Consider the following 18,400-nt stretch of genomic DNA (forward strand, 5'->3'; position numbering starts at 1 on the left):
TCTGCAACATCGAGTTGGCCTGGCCAACGTTAACTGTTGCTGTTTTCAAAGCCTGGGTCGTTGCGTTCAGACGCGCGCCGATGGCCATCGAGGCAGCATCGTCACGCGCCGAAACCACACGCGTACCAGACGACAGTTTGGATAGCGAACGGGTCGCCATTTCATCCGAAGCCGCCAGGTTACGATGAGCAACGTTGGCGGCATAGTTGGAAATAATATTTAGAGCCATTTTTCCCTCCTACATGGATCTAAAAGAATGGCTCTAAGCCATCCGATCCGTCGGCGTCATTGCCTTGAAAACCTAATGAGCAAAGATCGTGCCAGTTGAACTAGGCAAAAATTACAGGTCGTGTTGGACCGAATATTTGTCGTTTGGCATGATGTGCTGCCAGGCAACCTGGCGAACCGTATCGATGAGAACGGGCGCGCGAAGGTTTGTTGACATTGTGATGCCTTTGCCGTCGGTCGCGCTGCGCACGGTTACGACCATGATGATCGCAGCATCCTTTTGCTCGATCGCCAGACTTTTCATAGCGATTTCCAAGTCTTTATCGGAATAGACGCCACTTTCCATGTTATAGGGGGCGACAATAAAGGATAGGTTCGCGTCGGTCAGGCTTTGGTAAAGCTTGAACTGATCCAGTGATGTGTTGGGAATGCTGGCAATTCCGAACACATGATGTTCAGGGAAGCCGAGCAGGCCTATCGGCATATAAATGCCTTTGTCCCAGCTAAACTCTATGTCGCCAAAGCGTGTTTCTACGAGTACAGACTCAGGAGCTTCTTTTTTGGCGACTTTGTCGGAATCCATGACCGATTTTCTCCGGCTTTATAAAATGTCGGCCTAAAGCGGCCCTGTTTGGTTAGGCTTTAGCATCACCCCAAGAAGAGATAATTACCGCAAATAGTTAGCCAATGATAAATCTGACGATTTCGATATCGTGATGAAACTTGCCTGCAGGGCGGTTTCGTATTGAGATAACTCTGCAAGCGTAAGCGGCACGTCTACGGTTTCGATGTCCGAGATCGCCTGTGCGGCAAAAATTTTGTAATCTTCGTGTCGGGTTTCGAAGCGTTCGATATTTGCGATATCCAGGCCGATTTTACCCTGGATATTAGGCAAATTGTTTATGGCATCCGAGATGTGGCCCATTGCCACATTAAGAGCATCTTGGTCGGTTGTTGCAGCGGCAATACCAAGTCCCTGGATCAAGCTTTGAAATGCGGGGTCGTCGGCAAGGATACCATATGAGACATCATATTGGTCATCTATACGTGCTTCGAGGATCTGCTGATCGCCGGTATAGTAAGATGTGTCGGGGCGCGGATTGGGAATCTTTGTCATTCCCAGCGCATTAAGAATGTTGCCACCGGCAATTTCGGTGATTGTAATCGTACCGTTTCCGACATTCTCGATATTCAGGCGCGGGCCTTCATGTTCGTCAAGGCCGCGTAATGTCGCAATTGCACCATCTGTTGTATTGCCGTTGATCGCATTTCGTAGGTCGGCAATCGTCCATGTCGTTGGATCATAATCGACCGTCGATGTTGAACTGGCGCCATTGACATCGGTACTGACAATCTGAATTTCACCATCGGTAACGCCAAGAGATGCCAGTGTGGTTGCATCCGTAAGGGTTACGCCCGATTCACTCATGTAATTGTCCGGGGCATACATCTTGTCAATATCAACGGCAGGAAGTTCTGACCGGCCGCCCGCGAACAGATAGCGCCCGTCAAGATTGGTGTTGAGCAGATTGGAAATCTGCTCCATCGCTTGCTTTGCTTCGTTGTCCAGATTGACGTCGTCGGCCTGATTCGCACTGAGCGACTGGACAAGCAGGGACTTAATCTTGACGGCGATCGATGATATGGTGTCGACAGCACTTTCCATATTCTGCAGACGCAGTTTGGCCTGAGTCGTGTTGCGCAGATACTGTTCCGTGCGGGTATATTCCGCTTCAAGGTTCAAAAGCCGCTGGGAACTATCGGCAATGCCGGAATAATTGCGCGACTTGTATCCACTTGATGCCTGCGTGTTCAGGTCCGTCACATTGGCAGCATTCCTGAGCGCCAGGTTGGACAGCAATGTATGGCTGGTGTATGTCGCTACGCGGGTTACCATTTTATCCTCACAATGTCCTGCGACAGTTTAAACTGCATTCAGCAATGCATCAAATAATTCATCAACCGTGGATATAACACGGGCGGATGCGCTGTAAGCACGTTGAAAGATGATCAGATCCGACATTTCCTCGTCAAGGTTGACGCCGGCTTCGTTCTGAATTCGGTTGCTCAGATCACTGACAAGGCTTGACTGGAACTCATAGCTACTTTCGGCAACAGATGCTTTGGTGGCGGTCGTCGCGATGAGGCCAGCTGCAAAATCGGTCAGTGACGTGCGTTCGGCGGATAAGCCACCAGCCGCTTCGAAGTTGATATCGGTCCGCTCGAAGGTGTTGCTCAGTGCCAGGGCGGCGCTGTTGTCGCCTTCATGAACACCATATTGTATGCCCAAGCCAAGAACCTCGGTCAGGCTGTCACCGACACCCGCGCCGCTATCCTGGAAGAAGAACGGGTCGCCATCAGCATCTGTAACACGCAACTGATAACCGCCAAGATTGCTATCAAAAACGATTTCGGCAGTAATGTTGTTATCCGTCAGGGTCGCACTGTTATTGATCGCATTGGCAATGTCTTCGAGCGACGTGTTGCTGTCGTAGTCGATATTCACGCTTGTGAATGCGCCATTGACGGTCAGTGTATAGTTGATCGGCGGTGGGACAAGCGGGCCGAGATCGGGAATTGCCGTTGTTGTATTGATGACCGGGGTCGTCGTTTCATAAACATCGGCATTCATTTGTCCGCGCACGATGCGTGCCGGGTCATTTTTAATATTGGCAGCCACATCCATGTCTCCGGCAAGGGTGGGCATATCTTCGGTCATGCCAATTTTATTTGCCATTGTGCCAGAGTCGGTGATGGTCATGTTTGATGTATAGCTGATCACAAGGCGAAAACGGTCGCCGTCTTCAACCAGATAGGCAGTTTCTGCTGCATCGGCTGCCGTCATCCCCGCTCCCTGAAGGGCTGTGCGGATTGAATCTCGTACATCTGTTAGGCTATCTGTTGCCGTATAGTTGACGGTAATCCCCGGTGTGGTCAGAACACCACTGCCAGAACTGATCACAAAAGAGCTGGCAGTTGCGCCAATAGTTTCAGTTGCACTGTCGCGTGCCGAAGATGTCAGGGTGTCGGAGCGTCTGACCGTCGCAACAAAATCATTGAGGCCAAAATATTGCGACATGCCTTGGGTGCGTCCGTCACTGGTTGTGATGGCGCTGGTCATTTCGTTAATTGAAATGCGACTGCCGTCGATGCCTTCGACCACCATGCGACCATCAACAAGTGATGCCGTCAGATAGGTGCCCGCATCGGATGCATTGATTGCGTTTACCATGCCCTGAACGGTGGCTGGTGTCGTGGGAAGTGTGATATCCGACCAGCTGTCAGAGGCTGTTAATTCGCCGTTTTCGTCCAAAGCTGCAATGCGGAATGTTCCGGTTGCGGTCAGTGGATCGTTTGCGGCGACCATACGTGTGCCCGACAGGTTGGTGGGCGGCGGGAAGGCCGTGCCCTTGTTGTGTTCTTCGTTGATGGCGTCGCGCAATTCACCGGCCAGTTCGACGATTTGATCGTTAAGGCGTGGCAATTCGGTATCGCGCATTTCGAAAAGGCCTTTAAGTGATCCTGTGCGCAGTGTGTCTGTAATATCCGTGCCGTTTAATGTAATGCCCGAACCACCCGTGCCCGGCTCAAACCCTGAGGTTTCCTGAAACTCTAGCTTGGATGGTGTGCGATCCAAAAGGGTGTTTGCGCCATTTGCCGTGAACAAAACCACTGCACCATCACTCCTTGTAAAGGTGGTGAGATCGATGATTTTAGACAGTGCGTTGATCTTTTGGTCGCGCTGATCCTGTACTTCGGTGGTCGGCTGACCCAGGTTGTTCAGACGGACAATATCGGTGTTCAGTTCAGAAATTTCGCTGAGTAACGTATTAGCCGTATCGACTTCATCCGAGATGGTATCGTCAATGTCATCTCGCATGTCCTGAATCTGATCCGACAGATTGCCGAAGGACTCCATGACCTGCAAGGCGCTTTCGATGGCTTCAACACGCGGAGAGTTCTGTTCCGGTGTATTACCTAATTGTTCAAATGAATCGGCAAGATCGCTGATGCGCTGGCTGATCGCAGCTGTTGACTGTGGTGTGCCAAACAGTGTCTGGATGCGTTGGAAGAATTCAAAACGGACTTCTTCGCGCCCTGCTTTGCCAAGCTCGCCGCGCAATTCACGGACCAGACCTTCATTCACATTGCGGTAAACGTCAGCGACCTGAACGCCGGCACCCTGTCCGCCAAGTGTCAGCGTTTCCTGACCCGCAATTTTTTTGGAATAGCCGGGCGTGTTCACGTTCGCAATATTCGACGACGTGATCGCAATACGGGACTGTGCCGTATTGAGGCCGGAAATTGCGGAGTTGAGTGCTTGGGTCAGTGACATGATCTTCGCCTTTGCCCCTAGAGCGTTTCGTTAACGCTGTAAGACGTGCCGGGTTTGCTGGTCGGGCGGCCGTAGCCCCCAAGAGAGGCCTTGCCGGTCTGGCCCGAACGGTTATAGGTCGTGCAATTTTCATTGGCCTTGTCGTTGACGGCGCGCACGATCGCATTGACCATGCGTTCGTTGGTCGATTTGGCGGCCTGAAGTGCTGTCATATTGCGTCGTGCGGCATGCTGGAATTCTGCTTGCAGTTCGCGAAGCTCCGCTTTGTCTTTCTCGGCCAGTTGGCGGAGTTCGGTGCCACGGGTGCGCAATTTGACGACAAGCTGCTCGTACTGCATCGACAGGGCAGATTTTTCCGACACGAATTGTTCGTACTCGGAAATTTCGAGCTGGCGTAACCCTTGAGTCTCGCGTTCCAGCAGGGAAATGAGGTCATAAGTGACGCTTTTCAGTTCGATCACCATCTGTTCGGTGGTCATGGTCATTGTCCTTCCTGCACCTTGAGGATTTCGCGTGTAACGGCATCTGCAATTCCGATGCCACCTGCGCGGGTCATTTCCTTGGCGTATTCATCAACAAGCAGCGATTGCATCATGGTTTCGCCATGGCCACCGCCAAATGTCTCGTTGGTTTTGATGCCTTCAAACATGTGGCTCAGCATCTGGCTGAGGAACATCGATTCAAATTCTTTGCCGGCTTCCTTGGCTGCAGAGGCTGATTTGATATGGCCATCGGTTAGCTGGCTTGCGCGATCAGCAACATTGTTTTGTGTGCCGTATTGGGCGGATGCCTGGGCTTGCGCCATCAAGGCGTTGGTGCCATCCATCAACATTACATCACCTCGATTTCAGCTTGCAGGGCACCGGATGTTTTGATCGCCTGCAAAATGGTAATCATGTCACGCGGGCCGACGCCGAGGCTGTTAAGGCCATTGACCAATTCCTGAAGACTGACACCGCTTTGAAGGACGCCAAGCTGATTGTCTGTACCCTCATCAACCTGCACATTGGTTCGATCCACAGTTTGGGTCGTGCCGGTTTGTGAGAAGGGAGAAGGCTGTGATACCTGCTGGGTTTCGGTCACTCGGATGGTTAGGTTGCCCTGTGCGATAGCGACCCGGTTAATGCGAACATTTTCACCCATAACAATGGTGCCGGTGTTTTCGTCAATTACAACGCGGGCGATCTGGTCGGGTTCAACGCGCAGCTGTTCGATATCGGTCAGCAATGCGACGACATTCTGGTCGTAGCGTTCCGGAATAGTGATGCGGACGGTGCCAGGGTCGCTGGGGCGAGCTGAGACTTCGCCAAGATAGGCATTAATTGCTTCGGCGATGCGGCGCGCAGTGGTGAAATCCGGGTTGCGCAAAATCACCGACATGTCTTGCATAGAGTTTAGGTTGAAATCAATTTCGCGTTCAACGATACCGCCATTGGCGATACGCGCGGATGTCGGAACACCTTTAACGACGGTTTCGGCGGCCCCCCCGGCAGAAAACCCGCCGACGGCAAGATTGCCTTGGGCGACAGCATAAACTTCGCCGTCGGCACCAACCATTGGGGTGACCAAAAGTGTCCCGCCCTGAAGGCTTTCTGACGTCCCGATTGCGCTGATACCAACGTCAAGACGTGATCCCTGGCGTGAGAATGGCGGGAGGGTGGCGGTGACCATGACAGCGGCGATATTGTCGGAATCAAGATCATCGATTTGGTCGCGGACGTTGATACCAAGGCGTTCAAGCATTGCGACAAGGCTTTGGCGTGTGAAGTCGGCATCACCAAGGTCATCGCCTGTGCCATTCAGGCCGACAACAAGGCCATAACCGACCAGCATGTTGTCACGCACGCCGTCGAAGTCGGCAATATCCTTGATCCGCGACTGGGCATGTGCCGGGGCGACGTGCGTCAGGGCAATCATGCTCATTGCTGCAATCGTCGCTGCCTTCACTACATATTTGCCAAGACGTTTGATCATGTTCTTTGTTCCGCTTTCGAAGGACAGCCATGCCGCCCAACGCAATTTGCTAATGACTTGTGCTGAAACTTTGCGAAAATCGTGCCAGATGGCGGAAACAGGTGTGTTTTGCGGTGCATGTAGGAAAAATATTGAGGTGCGGACGGTTTTTGGAGGCAAAAGGCCCCGTCATTGTGGTCGTGCCCGTCCAACCCGGCATTTTTTTCCCGTTGCGCCAATCCACGCTTTGGTGGAGACTCGAACCATCCGGATTGTTGCCGTATGGCAGATCGGATGAGATCAAAAGCCAGCTTGGCCCCGATTGATGCCGGGGCAGGGCGCGAGGCTGGATCCGGAAAGCTTACCACATAGCAGGCGGAAGTGAAAAATGAAGGTCAGCGGATCGAAGGCAACAGGTACAAGCAGCACGGCACGTAAAAAGTCGTCTGGCAGCGGTGGTGCCGGTGGATTTTCCGACGCTATTCGGTCGCTCGATTCTGCGGGTGGTGCAAGTGGTGCTGGTGGGGTGCATAGTACGGGAACGGTCAGCGCGCTTGATGCTTTGCTGGCGTTGCAGCAAAGCGGCGATGCACTTGATTCTCCTGAAAAGCATGGAATTTTGCGCGCGGAAAGTTTGCTTGAGCAGCTTGAAGGTTTACGTGATGCCTTGCTTGGCGGTGTTATTCCAGCCGGGCGTTTGCGTGAGCTTGTTGGGTTGCTGGATCAACAACGAGAAAACATTTCCGACCCGGCCTTGTCCGGAGTGCTTGATGAAATCGATCTTCGTGCGCAGGTTGAGCTGGCGAAGCTTGAAGTTTCGGGGCTTGCCTGAGGTTATGATTTCATTATTGGCTATGTCTTGAAACCTGAAGGTTATAAAGGCTTTCGGGCTAAATCAGATTTATTTTGTCAATCAGCTTGCACCCATTGCGCGCGCCCTCTATATTGCCGCGCGTTCGATGAGTCCTGTATAGAGGGCGTACATGACTATCACGCTATCACCTGACTATCGTCCCGCCGAGGACGAAGAGTTTATGAACCCGCGCCAGCGGGAATATTTCCGACAGAAGCTTTTGGCCTGGCGGGCTGAACTGCTGCAAGAATCTTCGGAAACATTAGCGAGCCTGCAGGATGGCGGGGGACTTCAGGAACCGGATCTGACCGACCGAGCATCGGCCGAAACAGACCGGGCACTGGAACTCCGTACCCGAGACAGGGCGCGTAAGCTGATTTCAAAAATTGATGCTGCTTTGCGTCGAATTGAAGACGGATCATATGGTTACTGCGAAGAAACCGACGAGCCGATCAGCTTGAAAAGACTTGAAGCTCGTCCGATTGCGACCCTGAGCATTGAAGCACAGGAACGCCACGAACGGATGGAGCGAACCCGCCGCGACGACTGATCGCGTTGGGTATCAAAAGGATCGTGCCGCATGCACAGATCCGGCCAAATGGTAAAAGCCAAGGCTCTGTTGGGGAATACTGGTTAGGGATAACCAAGATTAAAGACCCGGTTGCAATCAGCGGCCGGGTCTTTTCTGTTTCGGGGTGTTTGTTCGTGTGTTTGGTATCGGACCGTGGAAACATGAAAGGCCAGCCTTGATATGGCTGGCCTTTGTTTTATTGCCTGTAACCTGTCGGAATCCCGGAAAGGGCAGATTGGCAATGCCATTTAGAATGGCAGAATGATGTCCAGGACCTCACTGCCATAGCGCGGCTGTTGAACATCGGAAATCGTGCCGCGTCCGCCATAGGAAATGCGCGCTTCGGCAATTTTGTCGTACTGAACTTCGTTTGCGGATGTGATGTCGGCAGCACGGATGACACCGGCAATCTGGACCTCACGAACTTCGCTGTTCACCCGGATTTCTTGACGCCCGTGGATGACATAGTTGCCATTTGGCAGAACCTGGATGACGATTGCTGCAACACGCAGATTGATGGCTTCGTTGCGATCCAGCGTGCCGCTGCCCTTATTTGATGTGTTGCTGCTAAGGCCGACCATTGCGGATGGATCGATTGCTTCAGGCAAGACCTTGGAAAATTCGGATTCCAGACCAAACAGATTTGGAACGCCAAGGTCTTCGGCGTTGGCGCGCGACCGCTCTGTCGTGTTGGCCAATGCTGCATTGTCATCCATATCGACAACGACGGTCAGGATGTCGCCAACCTGATTGGCGCGCTGATCCTTGAAAAACGATCGGGCACCGCTGCGCCAAAGTGAGTTCGGATTGCTTTCAGCAACCTGCGGGGCAGGCATTGGAAGGCTGACCGGGCGATAGCTTTCTGATTGTGTCGGATTGTCAATCGACGACAGTTTCGGTGCTTCGCCGACCTCGGAAAGGCGTTTCATTGCGTTGCAGCCTGACAGCAGCGCAGTCGCACCGATCAAACTGGCAACGAGCGCCATGTGGCGCATCGATATAGGGAAATGATTACCGGGCATTTATTCCTCCTGGGATTCCTGCCGGTATATACGCAATCGTCATGCCAGATTGTGACATGGCAGGCGGGTAAAGCTTGCCTGGTCGCTAGTGAATTGTTTTACAGTAATATTTCAAGGGACGGATGATTTACTGCGACATTGCAGGAAGGGCGCGGACTTCGTTCTCGGCGACAACTTCTACCTGGATGGTTTTGTTGCTCGCCAAGTTCATGACCCGGATGACTGATCCCTTAGATCCGTCTTCAAGGGCTTTGCCGCGTGCCGTCAGTGACATATTGGCCGTTACCAGCCGAATGACGACCAGTGCTCCGCGCCGGACAAGGATCGGGTTGGAAAAATCACGAAACAGCAGGGGCTCATCGGATTTGATTGGCCGCAGGGCTTCTTTGCCAATCACGTCATCTATGTCGCGAATGGTCCCGGCGGGAACGCGTTCGGCGCGCATGTCGCGATATTCAACCTGATCGGGGCGAACGATAGCGCCGCGCCGGATCGGTTCGATAATAACAGGAACCTGAGCCAGCGGGTAATATCTGCCGCTCATGCGGTAGGTGCGGCGCTGGGCTGTTTGGGATCCTGTTGTGACATTGGCGATGAAGCGATTGGTGCGCTGATTAACGTCAAGCCCGGTGATTTCAACCATGGCAGGCACATCGACAGGTAAGTGGATTTGAAAGGTTTCGCCGGAAAGATCGACGGCAAAGGGTGGCTTGATGCCATGCTGGACCAGTGCGTCTTTGACGGCATCGGAAATTTCATCGATCGAGATTGTCTGGCTGGCACGGGTAATAACGATCTGATCGGCTGTTGTGCGGGGGCGCCACGGCACATTGTGTCGTTGGGCTATGCCGTAAAGCCAGCGATAATCAAGGACCGTCTGTCGACCGGGCTGAGGCGCGTGTGCGACAGCAAGATCACTTATTTGCGGATCGATTCCGCTGAAAATATCCCCCAGTGTTACATATTGTCCTTCGACAATTGCATCGGGCCGCAGCAGGATATTTGATGTCATGTCCTGCTGGATGGCTGACGACTGGGCCTGCACCCTTGCTGGGTCCGACAATAGCGCCGGCAGCATCAGGATAAGGGCAAGGAATATTTTCTGTATTTTCATCCGCCAACTATAGCATGGAACTGTGTAAAACGCGTAAATGCGCGTTGCGCGGGCAACCGTTTTTTTCAAAGGTGCCCGCGCAATTGTTTTCCGAATGCTTTTGGGGCCAAAGTCCCGGCCTTAATCGTGTGGAAAATTATCGCAGGTTACTAACGGCACTCATCATTTCATCAGTGGTCGAGATCGATTTTGAATTCATCTCGTAGGCACGCTGGGCCTTGATCAGGTTGGTGATTTCCTGAACCACGTTGACGTTTGATGATTCAAGATATCCCTGTTGAACCGAGCCAAAGCCGACAGCACCGGGAACACCGGTATTAGCGTTGCCGGATGCCTCGGTTTCAAGGAACAGGTTGTCGCCAAGGGCGTCAAGGCCGGCCGGATTGATGAATGTGGCGAGCTGAATCTGACCCAGGTTCTGAAGGGCGACCTGCCCGTCGATTTCGGCATATACCTCGCCCGACGAATTGATTGTGACCGATGTTGCATTGGCCGGAACAGTGATCCCCGGCTGAACGGCAAAGCCGTCCTTGGTAACCAGCTGACCGGCGGCATCAAGTTTGAGCGTGCCATCGCGTGTATAGGCGGTTTCGCCGCTTGGCAAATCGATTTGGAAATAGCCCCGGCCCTGAATGGCCATATCAAGTTCGTTTTCCGTCAGGGACAGCGTGCCTTGACCCATATAACGACCGATTGCCGCAGTTTTGACACCAAGGCCAACCTGAACGCCGGTAGGGACGATTGTGCCGGTATCTGATGATGGCGATCCTGCGCGGCGCAAATCCTGATAGAGCAAATCCTGGAATTCCGCGCGCTGACGTTTGTAGCCGGTGGTGGTCATGTTGGCGATGTTGTGCGAGGTCACATCCACGTTGGTGGATTGTGCCTGCATGCCAAGGGCTCCGATATCAAGTGAGCGCATCTTCTGTCTCCTGGGTCTGCGCCATTGGCGCATTTGAATTCTTTAGTACAGGGGCGGGCGCCCGGTTCATCAGGCGCGAATATCGCCCAGCTTGCTGATCATGTTACGTTGACGCTCATTTTCGCTTTCGAGTGTGCGCGTAACCGACTGATAGGTCCGCAGCACTTCGATCATTTGGGTCATCGAACTGATCGGGTTAACGTTGGATTTTTCAAGCGCACCCTGAACAATTCCCGGATTGTTGACGGGTTGTGCACCATCACCGGCGTTCGGGTCATCTTTCTGGATGCTGTAAAGTGAATTGCCAGTCACATTCATTGACTGAATATTGTCAAAGGTCACGACCTGTAATTTCGCGATCTGACCGATATCGGTTGAAATGCTGCCATCACCCTTGATTTCGATCTGGCCATCCGCTTCGTTAAAGAAGATGGGCTGCCCGGCATCGCTGAGCACCGGGAAACCTTCGTTGGTGATCAATTGGCCGCCCGGATCAAGGCTGAAATTACCATTTCGGCTATATTGGGTGCCGCTTGGTGTCTCAACAGCAAAGAACATGTCCGGTTGGCTCAATGCCACATCAAGGGGGCGTTCGGTATGTTCGATGTTCCCTACGGTGGTGTCGCGATACTGCGCAATGTCCTGGACAAGCGATATCTCACGCTCTCCGCGGAACGGCGCATCTTTATTCTTCGCAATCCAGTCGGTGAACATCATCTTTTCTTCCTTGTACCCGGTCGTGTTCATGTTCGCCAGGTTCTGGGAGATATTGTTCATCATGCTGCGAAGCGTCTTTTGGCGCGACAAAGCGATGTAGGTAACGTTTTCCATATTCTAACTTCCCAAGTCGGGTCAGTGATCTGGACAAGCTAATTGCGAATGGCGTGCCAGTTATGTTAAGTGCATGAAAGTAAATGATAAAAATTGATCAGGCATTTATTGCCGGGGCGGATCTATGCCTGATCTGGCAGAACTTGCCGCCAGAACTTGCCGGGTGAATTTCCAAAAGCACAGATGGGTGCGCGACATGATAGAGTGGCACGCGAGCATTCCTATATTAGGTTAGGTATCTAGTTAAGGTGCGGGGCGCTCGTTTCGCCGTTCGATGATGTAAAGATGGACATGAACGGGGAAACGGAATTTTAACGTCAAGCCGTTATGTCTGATCATTCCGGCATAGTGTTTGCTGGGTAACAGGCTTTCAGGGTTGAATGCAGGATAGTGCAGATCAATGGGTGACGACGTCGACGAAGTAGAAATGGATGGCGGTGGTGGCGGACGCAGCAAGAAATTGCCGGTCGTTATCATTATGCTGGTGCTGTTGTTGCTGGGCGGTGCGGCGGCGGCGTATTTCACCGGGCTTTTGCAGCCGGTGATCGATATGCTGACGGGTGGTGGTGAGCATGACCAGACCGAGGAAGTGATTTCCGAAAGTGCGATCGAAGAAGCCCCGGGCGTTCCGGAAAATGTCGGCTTTGTCGATTTGCCGGAAATTCTGGTTAACCTCAATGCGGGCGGCGGTAAGCAAAGTTATCTTAAAATCCGTGTCAGTCTGGAGGTTGCCGATCAGGCAATGCTGCCGCAAATTGAACAGATGATGCCGCGCATTGTTGATAACTTTCAGGTGTATCTGCGGGAATTAAGGCCCGAGGATCTCGCCGGATCGGAAGGTATGTTCCGCCTGCGCGAGGAATTGTTGATCCGGGTAAGTGCGGCCGCGAAGCCGGCAAAAATTAACGACGTTCTGTTTAAGGAAATGCTGGTACAATAGTGTACTGGCGACAATGTAAAGCCTGCGAAATAAAGAGTTACGAACCAAAAAGTCACAGGCCAAAGAGCCGCTGCGCAAAGAGCCAGGGACAAATCGCCGATGGCAGATGAAGACGATGATGATGCACTCGCTGCTGAATGGGAAGCCATGGCAGGCGGTGATGATGGAGACGACGGCGGCGATGATATGGCCGCCGAATGGGAATCCATGCTTGGTGACGATGAGGATGGCGAGGGCGGCGAGGAAGAACCCGTCGGCCCCGGATCCGCGCGTGTTCTAAATCAGGACGAAATCGACAGTCTGCTTGGTTTTGATGACGGATCGGGCGCGGGTGATCAGTCGGGTATCCAGGCGATCATCAACTCGTCGATGGTGGCCTATGAACGCTTGCCGATGCTCGAAGTTGTCTTCGACCGGCTTGTGCGCATGATGTCGACTTCGTTGCGTAACTTTACCTCTGACAACGTCGAGGTTTCGCTCGATAATATTCTGTCTTTGCGTTTCGGTGATTATCTGAACTCGATCCCGTTGCCGGCGATGCTTGGTGTTTTCAAGGCCGAGGAATGGGATAACTATGGGCTGCTGACTGTTGACTCGGCGCTGATTTATTCCATCGTGGACGTGTTGCTGGGCGGGCGTCGCGGGACGGCGGCGATGCGTATTGAGGGGCGCCCCTATACCACGATTGAACGCAACCTTGTTGAGCGTATGATCCATGTGGTTTTGGGCGATTTGTCGGCGGCATTTGATCCGCTAAGTCCTGTGACCTTCCGGTTCGAACGCCTTGAAACCAATCCGCGTTTTGCGACCATCGCCCGACATGCGAATGCGGCCATCGTGGCAAAGCTGCGCATTGATATGGAAGATCGCGGTGGTCGTCTGGAACTTTTGATCCCATATGCAACGCTGGAGCCGGTTCGTGAACTGTTGCTGCAGATGTTCATGGGCGAGAAATTCGGCCGTGACTCGATCTGGGAAAACCACTTGGCGAACGAGTTGTGGCAGACCCATGTAAACCTTCTGGCGGTGCTTGATGAACAGGTCATGTCGCTGGGGGATGTGATTAATCTGGAAGTTGGTAACCGTTTGGTCCTTAATACCAGTCCGACCTCGCCTGTCGAGGTGCGATGCGGGGATGTCCCCTTATTCAGGGGGATGATGGGGCGCAAGGGCGACCGGATCGCGATTCAGGTTCGTGAACGGGCGCGCATGCACGAGGATGACAGTTGATGGACTATGCCATCTATCTTGATTTGGTGATGATTGTGTTGCTGATTGCGACCATCACCTATGCCATGATCCTGAGCCGTCGTTTGGCGGCCTTCCGGCGCAATCGCGAAGAAATGCAGAATTTCCTGACGGCATTCAATGCTGCGAATGAGCGCGCAGAAATATCGATCCGCGCGTTAAAGGATATGGCCGAACAATCAGGCGAGAAACTGCGCGAGGATATCGAGCAGGCAACTGCGTTGAACGAGGATCTTTCCTTTATGGTTGATCGCGGTGAAAGCATCGCCAACCGGTTGGAAAAGGCGGCAAGTGACGCCAATGCCACGCGTCGTGCCGGTGGTGGCCTTGGCGGCGGGGCGGCAAGCTTTGCCGGGGGCGGTAATTCTGGTAACAACGAGCGTGCTGACCGCAACGATATTATTGATGATCGTCAAGGCGTTGAAACCCGGGCCGAGGAGTTGGCCGCACGTTTGGTTCGTGATGTCGAACGCGGGCCTGTCAATTCGTCAGATGGCGGTGTACGTGCTGATTTGTCTGAGGCAATGCGGGCTGGCGCAGCGAGTGTATCCAAGCCGGTTTCATCTTCCTATGATCAGGATGAAGATGCAGGTCGTTCCGAGGCAGAGCGCGAACTTCTTGCCGCGTTACGTTCTGTTCGATAGCTATATGTGAAAATAATTGCGTTGTTTTGATAAAAAATAGGTCGGGTAGCTTTTTTAAACAAAACGCGTACCTACCTGTTAGTATATGGTTTGAAATTCAAAGCGGGCGCGCAAGTGCCCCGTCTACCGGGTGAATGAATGTCTGCTGTGCGTATCCTGCCTTTGGTCGTTCTTGTTGGTTTTTTGGTCTTGACGGTCAAGGTCGTCGGGCTGTTTTCCGATAAGCCGAAAGGGACCGATGTTACGACTGCGCCCAGTGTCAGCGTTGTTCAAGTGGCCAGTGCGCAAGCTCAGGAGCAACCGGCGGCGGCGGGAGATCCGGCTGGTGCGGGGCCGGGGCTTGATAACCCGATGGGCATGATGGAAGACACCGGTCCGGTAGACGGTTCTGATGATGCGCCGCCGATGTTGGGTGGGGATCCGACCCTGTTTACACAGGAAGAGATTGATCTGCTGCAAAACCTTTCGGTGCGCCGCGCCGATCTGGATCGCAAGGAGCAGCGCCTTGATGAGCGCGAAAGCCTTTTGGCCGCTGCCGAAGCCCGGATTGATGCGAAGATCGAAGAAATGAAATCGCTGAAAACGGCGATTGAAACATTGGTCGAAGCCAAGCAAGAGCAGGAAACCGACCGGATCAAGAAGCTGGTTAGCGTTTACGAAAAAATGAAACCTAAGGATGCTGCACGGATTTGGAACGATCTGGATATGGATATTTTGCTGCAGGTTGCTCTTGGGATGCGTGAAGCTAATACCGCCGCAGTGCTGGCCGATATGGATGCTGACCGGGCGCGCGCACTGACAACGGAACTGGCCTATAAGCAGGATATAAACATGTTGCCGTTGCAATAATAAGGCATGATTGGCGATCTGGTGACATGACATCAGGTTTGGGCATCGATTGCCAATCAGGTGATTATTTGAGCATCATCAACATGATGGACGTTATTAGCGAATTGTGAAAAGCCTTGATTAACCATTGTTAAATAGGTACATCACGATTATAGGGGCCTTACTTTGTGCACAGGGTTTCACAAGGTAGGGATGAGAGATTAGATAGCATGATGGAGTGGTGAATGGCCGTCGATCCGAATATGCCGATCCTGATTGTGGATGACTACAAAACCATGTTGCGTATCATCCGCAATCTCCTGCGGCAGCTGAATTTTACCAATATCGAAGAAGCGTCGGATGGTAGCATGGCGTTGCGCAAGTTGCGTGAACAGCCGTTTAGTCTTGTGATTTCCGATTGGAATATGGAGCCGATGACCGGTCTTCAGCTTCTGAAGGAAGTGCGCGCTGATACAAAGCTGAAGGATATGCCCTTCATCATGATCACCGCCGAGGCGAAAACCGAAAACGTCGTGATGGCGAAAAAAGCCGGTGTTTCAAATTACATCGTCAAGCCGTTCAATGCTGAGACGTTGAAGGGTAAACTCACCACCGTTATTGGTGAGTTCTGATGAGGGGCGCGGGACAATAGTCCCGCGATACCACGATGTCCAAAACGTCTAAAGATGAACTTCGGCAGTTGTTACTGGATCTTAAGGCACGCCTTGATGGCGATGACCTGAAGGTTGAGCAATTGTCTGATCTGATGGATCAGTTGTCGCGTTTCATGAGTGAAGGCGACAAACCGTCTGATGATCAAAAACGCCTGTTTGGTGAACTGGACGAACTTTCGGGCATCATCCGCCAGATGAAATCCGAAATCGCCTCGTTGCGACCGGACGATATCAAGGCGGAATACATCCCTAATGCCACCGACGAACTTGACGCAATTGTCGATGCCACCGCCGGTGCCACACATGAAATCCTCGATGCGATGGATGCGCTTGAAGAATATGCTGCGACTCTTCCGCCTGAACAGGCTGAAATCGTAACAGGTGCGACCATGCGTGTTTATCAGGCCTGTAATTTCCAGGATATCACCGGTCAGCGTACGACCAAGGTGATTAAGGCCCTTAAATCGATTGAGGAAAGAGTAGAGGGATTGGTCAAGGCATTTGGGGATGAAATCGCCAAATATGCCGCATCCAATCCGCGCAAGAAAGACGAGCCTGAAGGCGACGATGCATTGCTTAACGGGCCGCAGCTCGAAGGCAAGGGCGTTTCGCAGGCTGACATCGACGCGATGTTTAGCTAAATGGCGCTGCAATGGCAGAAATAGAGGACGACGGCCCAACACCACCAAGCCCGCCAGCCAATGGGGCAGTGGCGCTGTTTCTTGCGCTGTATCTTTTGCTTTTGGCGTTTTTCATTTTGTTGAATACGATTTCAACATTTGAAGAGGTCAAAACACGTGAAGTACAGGAAAGTCTGTCTTCTGCTTTTGCCGCCATTTTGCCCCCGACAACCAGCTTGCAAACAGTGACCTCGCTTGAGGGGCCTGTCGCAGCGGCAGAGGCGACCCAAGACAAGCTTGGTTCTTTGTTTAAGACCGCGATCAAGGTCGTGCGAGTTCAAGTGATCCAGCCCGGCACGCTGATGGAAGTCATCATGCATGTCGATCAGCTTTTCGATAACAATTCCATTCTTATTCGTGAACGCCAAAGCGACTTCATGGACCAGCTTACGGAAGTGCTGTCCGATGATGGGGGCTATAGCTCCTATGAAATGGAAATGGTGATGGGAAGCGAAGTCGGGTCCAAGGGGACTGTCGAAATTGAAAACAATCTTCAGATTGCCCGTGCCGGGGCGTTTGCCCGCGACCTGATTGATCGAGGGGCGCCGGAACAGCATCTTTATGTCGGGATTGATCCTGGTGCAGACCCGTTCATTGTGACATTTCGGTTCTTCTGGAACTTTGGACCCAAGGAACCGCCACAGCCGGTTGTAACCCCGGCGACTGGTGCCGCCCCACCAATTGGTACGATACCGGCACCCGGGCCGGCATCCAATGGAATAGGGTCGGGAACCACCAGCGGTAAAATGATGATCCCGTTGCCTGGGGCAAACAATTCGGGGATTAATGCGCCCATTCCTCTGGGGCCGCAGGCAGGGGGGAATGGCTGATGGATGATGCACCAAAGCGCGATGACGGGAACAAACCGCCACCGCCGTGGATGCTTAGCCTTGCGGATCTGATTTCGCTTTTGCTGACATTTTTTGTCATGTTGTTTGCGATGTCGAAGGTTAAGATCGACCGTTGGGACGAGGTGGTTGATTCGCTGTCCCAATCGATCAAACCCGCGCCGATCGAAGACAGTGACGAGCCGATTGCCCAGCTTAATATTCCGCGTGTTTATCGCAAACCGGCGATGAACCTTGACTATCTGAGTGCGGTGATTGATGACGCCATTGATGACAATCAGGTGCTTGGCGATGCGACATTAAGCCGTGATGCCGACAAGCTTGTCATTTCCCTGCCCGGCGACATTTTGTTTATCAGTGGCAGTCCGGACATGACTGACAAGGCCCGCCAGGCGTTGTTTGTTCTGGGCGGCGTTCTTCGAAATATCGGTAACCGGATTGGCGTTCAGGGACATACCGATCCCCGCCCGGTTAGCGGCCGCGGACTTTATGCATCGAATTGGGAACTGTCCCTTGCTCGTGCGGCTGCGGTTGCCAACGAGTTAAAACGATCCGGTTATACAGATTACATAAATATTTACGGATTTGCGTCATCAAGATACGACCAGCTTCCGGTCATGGCAGACGAGCAGAAACGTTTTACGATGGCTCGTCGGGTCGACATTGTTATTGAACCCCATAGCGGAAGCGGGATCGGAGGTTCGTAAG

The 18,400-nt window shown here is 52.7% G+C and carries 21 protein-coding genes; 10 read left to right on the top strand and 11 right to left on the bottom strand.

Annotated features, from left to right (window positions below):
- From TALK_RS19425 to TALK_RS19455, 7 genes are all read right to left on the bottom strand, one after another.
- On the bottom strand, nucleotides 1-229 hold a 229-nt coding region (locus TALK_RS19425; RefSeq protein WP_483887652.1), incomplete at its 3' end, for a flagellin N-terminal helical domain-containing protein.
- A 111-nt stretch (nucleotides 230-340) separates the two neighbouring features.
- The gene (gene fliW, locus TALK_RS19430; protein ID WP_085620822.1) at nucleotides 341-811 is read right to left on the bottom strand and encodes a flagellar assembly protein FliW; all 471 of its coding nucleotides are present in this window, start codon (nucleotides 809-811) and stop codon (nucleotides 341-343) included.
- A gap of 84 nt (nucleotides 812-895) precedes the next feature.
- Nucleotides 896-2,125, bottom strand: a complete 1,230-nt coding sequence (locus tag TALK_RS19435) for a flagellin N-terminal helical domain-containing protein (protein WP_085620823.1) — start codon at nucleotides 2,123-2,125, stop codon at nucleotides 896-898.
- 27 nt (nucleotides 2,126-2,152) lie between these two features.
- Nucleotides 2,153-4,564, bottom strand: coding sequence for a flagellar hook-associated protein FlgK (gene flgK, locus TALK_RS19440; RefSeq protein ID WP_085620824.1), 2,412 nt, complete (start codon nucleotides 4,562-4,564; stop codon nucleotides 2,153-2,155).
- 17 nt (nucleotides 4,565-4,581) lie between these two features.
- A complete protein-coding gene (locus TALK_RS19445; protein ID WP_085620825.1) occupies nucleotides 4,582-5,049 on the bottom strand; it encodes a hypothetical protein in 468 nt (155 codons plus the stop codon).
- Nucleotides 5,046-5,390, bottom strand: coding sequence for a rod-binding protein (locus TALK_RS19450; RefSeq protein ID WP_342746151.1), 345 nt, complete (start codon nucleotides 5,388-5,390; stop codon nucleotides 5,046-5,048). The genes TALK_RS19445 and TALK_RS19450 overlap by 4 nt, the downstream gene beginning before the upstream one ends.
- A 5-nt stretch (nucleotides 5,391-5,395) precedes the next feature.
- Nucleotides 5,396-6,538: a flagellar basal body P-ring protein FlgI gene (locus TALK_RS19455; protein WP_085620827.1), complete on the bottom strand. Its 1,143-nt coding sequence runs from the start codon at nucleotides 6,536-6,538 to the stop codon at nucleotides 5,396-5,398.
- 367 nt (nucleotides 6,539-6,905) lie between these two features.
- On the opposite strand from TALK_RS19455, the gene TALK_RS19460 reads away from it, so the two are divergent.
- The gene (locus tag TALK_RS19460) at nucleotides 6,906-7,349 is read left to right on the top strand and encodes a flagellar assembly protein FliX (protein ID WP_085620828.1); all 444 of its coding nucleotides are present in this window, start codon (nucleotides 6,906-6,908) and stop codon (nucleotides 7,347-7,349) included.
- 151 nt (nucleotides 7,350-7,500) lie between these two features.
- Nucleotides 7,501-7,920, top strand: a complete 420-nt coding sequence (gene dksA, locus TALK_RS19465; protein ID WP_085620829.1) for an RNA polymerase-binding protein DksA — start codon at nucleotides 7,501-7,503, stop codon at nucleotides 7,918-7,920.
- Nucleotides 7,921-8,189: 269 nt separating this feature from the next.
- Here the strand turns inward: dksA and flgH are convergent, their stop codons facing one another.
- From flgH to flgF, 4 genes are all read right to left on the bottom strand, one after another.
- Entirely contained in the window at nucleotides 8,190-8,963 is a 774-nt protein-coding gene (gene flgH, locus TALK_RS19470) for a flagellar basal body L-ring protein FlgH (protein ID WP_085620830.1), read from the bottom strand.
- A gap of 127 nt (nucleotides 8,964-9,090) precedes the next feature.
- Nucleotides 9,091-10,008: a flagellar basal body P-ring formation chaperone FlgA gene (flgA, locus tag TALK_RS19475; protein ID WP_245830053.1), complete on the bottom strand. Its 918-nt coding sequence runs from the start codon at nucleotides 10,006-10,008 to the stop codon at nucleotides 9,091-9,093.
- 205 nt (nucleotides 10,009-10,213) lie between these two features.
- Nucleotides 10,214-10,999: a flagellar basal-body rod protein FlgG gene (gene flgG / locus TALK_RS19480; RefSeq protein ID WP_085620832.1), complete on the bottom strand. Its 786-nt coding sequence runs from the start codon at nucleotides 10,997-10,999 to the stop codon at nucleotides 10,214-10,216.
- Between the two features lie 69 nt (nucleotides 11,000-11,068).
- The gene (gene flgF, locus TALK_RS19485) at nucleotides 11,069-11,830 is read right to left on the bottom strand and encodes a flagellar basal-body rod protein FlgF (RefSeq protein ID WP_085620833.1); all 762 of its coding nucleotides are present in this window, start codon (nucleotides 11,828-11,830) and stop codon (nucleotides 11,069-11,071) included.
- A 400-nt stretch (nucleotides 11,831-12,230) separates the two neighbouring features.
- Between flgF and TALK_RS19490 the strand changes: the two genes are divergently transcribed.
- The 8 genes from TALK_RS19490 (at nucleotide 12,231) to TALK_RS19525 (ending at nucleotide 18,399) form a co-directional block, all read left to right on the top strand.
- Nucleotides 12,231-12,770: a flagellar basal body-associated FliL family protein gene (locus TALK_RS19490; protein WP_085620834.1), complete on the top strand. Its 540-nt coding sequence runs from the start codon at nucleotides 12,231-12,233 to the stop codon at nucleotides 12,768-12,770.
- A 99-nt stretch (nucleotides 12,771-12,869) separates the two neighbouring features.
- The gene (gene fliM / locus TALK_RS19495) at nucleotides 12,870-14,000 is read left to right on the top strand and encodes a flagellar motor switch protein FliM (RefSeq protein ID WP_085620835.1); all 1,131 of its coding nucleotides are present in this window, start codon (nucleotides 12,870-12,872) and stop codon (nucleotides 13,998-14,000) included.
- Nucleotides 14,000-14,662 carry a DUF6468 domain-containing protein gene (locus TALK_RS19500; RefSeq protein ID WP_085620836.1) on the top strand — a complete coding sequence of 221 codons (663 nt, stop codon included), beginning with the start codon at nucleotides 14,000-14,002 and terminating at the stop codon, nucleotides 14,660-14,662. Before fliM ends, TALK_RS19500 begins: the two co-directional genes overlap by 1 nt.
- A 138-nt stretch (nucleotides 14,663-14,800) precedes the next feature.
- Entirely contained in the window at nucleotides 14,801-15,511 is a 711-nt protein-coding gene (locus TALK_RS19505) for a MotE family protein (protein ID WP_085620837.1), read from the top strand.
- A gap of 224 nt (nucleotides 15,512-15,735) precedes the next feature.
- Nucleotides 15,736-16,122: a response regulator gene (locus TALK_RS19510; protein ID WP_085620838.1), complete on the top strand. Its 387-nt coding sequence runs from the start codon at nucleotides 15,736-15,738 to the stop codon at nucleotides 16,120-16,122.
- A gap of 35 nt (nucleotides 16,123-16,157) precedes the next feature.
- Entirely contained in the window at nucleotides 16,158-16,805 is a 648-nt protein-coding gene (locus TALK_RS19515) for a protein phosphatase CheZ (protein WP_085620839.1), read from the top strand.
- A gap of 11 nt (nucleotides 16,806-16,816) precedes the next feature.
- The gene (locus TALK_RS19520; protein ID WP_085620840.1) at nucleotides 16,817-17,674 is read left to right on the top strand and encodes a flagellar motor protein MotB; all 858 of its coding nucleotides are present in this window, start codon (nucleotides 16,817-16,819) and stop codon (nucleotides 17,672-17,674) included.
- The gene (locus tag TALK_RS19525) at nucleotides 17,674-18,399 is read left to right on the top strand and encodes an OmpA/MotB family protein (protein ID WP_085620841.1); all 726 of its coding nucleotides are present in this window, start codon (nucleotides 17,674-17,676) and stop codon (nucleotides 18,397-18,399) included. The genes TALK_RS19520 and TALK_RS19525 overlap by 1 nt, the downstream gene beginning before the upstream one ends.
- Nucleotide 18,400: the final 1 nt, after the last annotated feature.

Source organism: Thalassospira alkalitolerans, from assembly GCF_002115745.1.
Taxonomy (GTDB): Bacteria; Pseudomonadota; Alphaproteobacteria; order Rhodospirillales; family Thalassospiraceae; genus Thalassospira; species Thalassospira alkalitolerans.

Bases quoted from the DNA above. Each gene is read 5' to 3' on its own strand.
- fliW (WP_085620822.1), bottom strand. From the start codon at position 811: ATGGATTCCGACAAAGTCGCCAAAAAAGAAGCTCCTGAGTCTGTACTC.
- TALK_RS19435 (WP_085620823.1), bottom strand. From the start codon at position 2,125: ATGGTAACCCGCGTAGCGACATACACCAGCCATACATTGCTGTCCAAC.
- flgK (WP_085620824.1), bottom strand. From the start codon at position 4,564: ATGTCACTGACCCAAGCACTCAACTCCGCAATTTCCGGCCTCAATACG.
- TALK_RS19445 (WP_085620825.1), bottom strand. From the start codon at position 5,049: ATGACCATGACCACCGAACAGATGGTGATCGAACTGAAAAGCGTCACT.
- TALK_RS19450 (WP_342746151.1), bottom strand. From the start codon at position 5,390: ATGGATGGCACCAACGCCTTGATGGCGCAAGCCCAGGCATCCGCCCAA.
- TALK_RS19455 (WP_085620827.1), bottom strand. From the start codon at position 6,538: ATGATCAAACGTCTTGGCAAATATGTAGTGAAGGCAGCGACGATTGCA.
- TALK_RS19460 (WP_085620828.1), top strand. From the start codon at position 6,906: ATGAAGGTCAGCGGATCGAAGGCAACAGGTACAAGCAGCACGGCACGT.
- dksA (WP_085620829.1), top strand. From the start codon at position 7,501: ATGACTATCACGCTATCACCTGACTATCGTCCCGCCGAGGACGAAGAG.
- flgH (WP_085620830.1), bottom strand. From the start codon at position 8,963: ATGCCCGGTAATCATTTCCCTATATCGATGCGCCACATGGCGCTCGTT.
- flgG (WP_085620832.1), bottom strand. From the start codon at position 10,999: ATGCGCTCACTTGATATCGGAGCCCTTGGCATGCAGGCACAATCCACC.
- flgF (WP_085620833.1), bottom strand. From the start codon at position 11,830: ATGGAAAACGTTACCTACATCGCTTTGTCGCGCCAAAAGACGCTTCGC.
- TALK_RS19490 (WP_085620834.1), top strand. From the start codon at position 12,231: ATGGGTGACGACGTCGACGAAGTAGAAATGGATGGCGGTGGTGGCGGA.
- fliM (WP_085620835.1), top strand. From the start codon at position 12,870: ATGGCAGATGAAGACGATGATGATGCACTCGCTGCTGAATGGGAAGCC.
- TALK_RS19500 (WP_085620836.1), top strand. From the start codon at position 14,000: ATGGACTATGCCATCTATCTTGATTTGGTGATGATTGTGTTGCTGATT.
- TALK_RS19505 (WP_085620837.1), top strand. From the start codon at position 14,801: ATGTCTGCTGTGCGTATCCTGCCTTTGGTCGTTCTTGTTGGTTTTTTG.
- TALK_RS19510 (WP_085620838.1), top strand. From the start codon at position 15,736: ATGGCCGTCGATCCGAATATGCCGATCCTGATTGTGGATGACTACAAA.
- TALK_RS19515 (WP_085620839.1), top strand. From the start codon at position 16,158: ATGTCCAAAACGTCTAAAGATGAACTTCGGCAGTTGTTACTGGATCTT.
- TALK_RS19520 (WP_085620840.1), top strand. From the start codon at position 16,817: ATGGCAGAAATAGAGGACGACGGCCCAACACCACCAAGCCCGCCAGCC.
- TALK_RS19525 (WP_085620841.1), top strand. From the start codon at position 17,674: ATGGATGATGCACCAAAGCGCGATGACGGGAACAAACCGCCACCGCCG.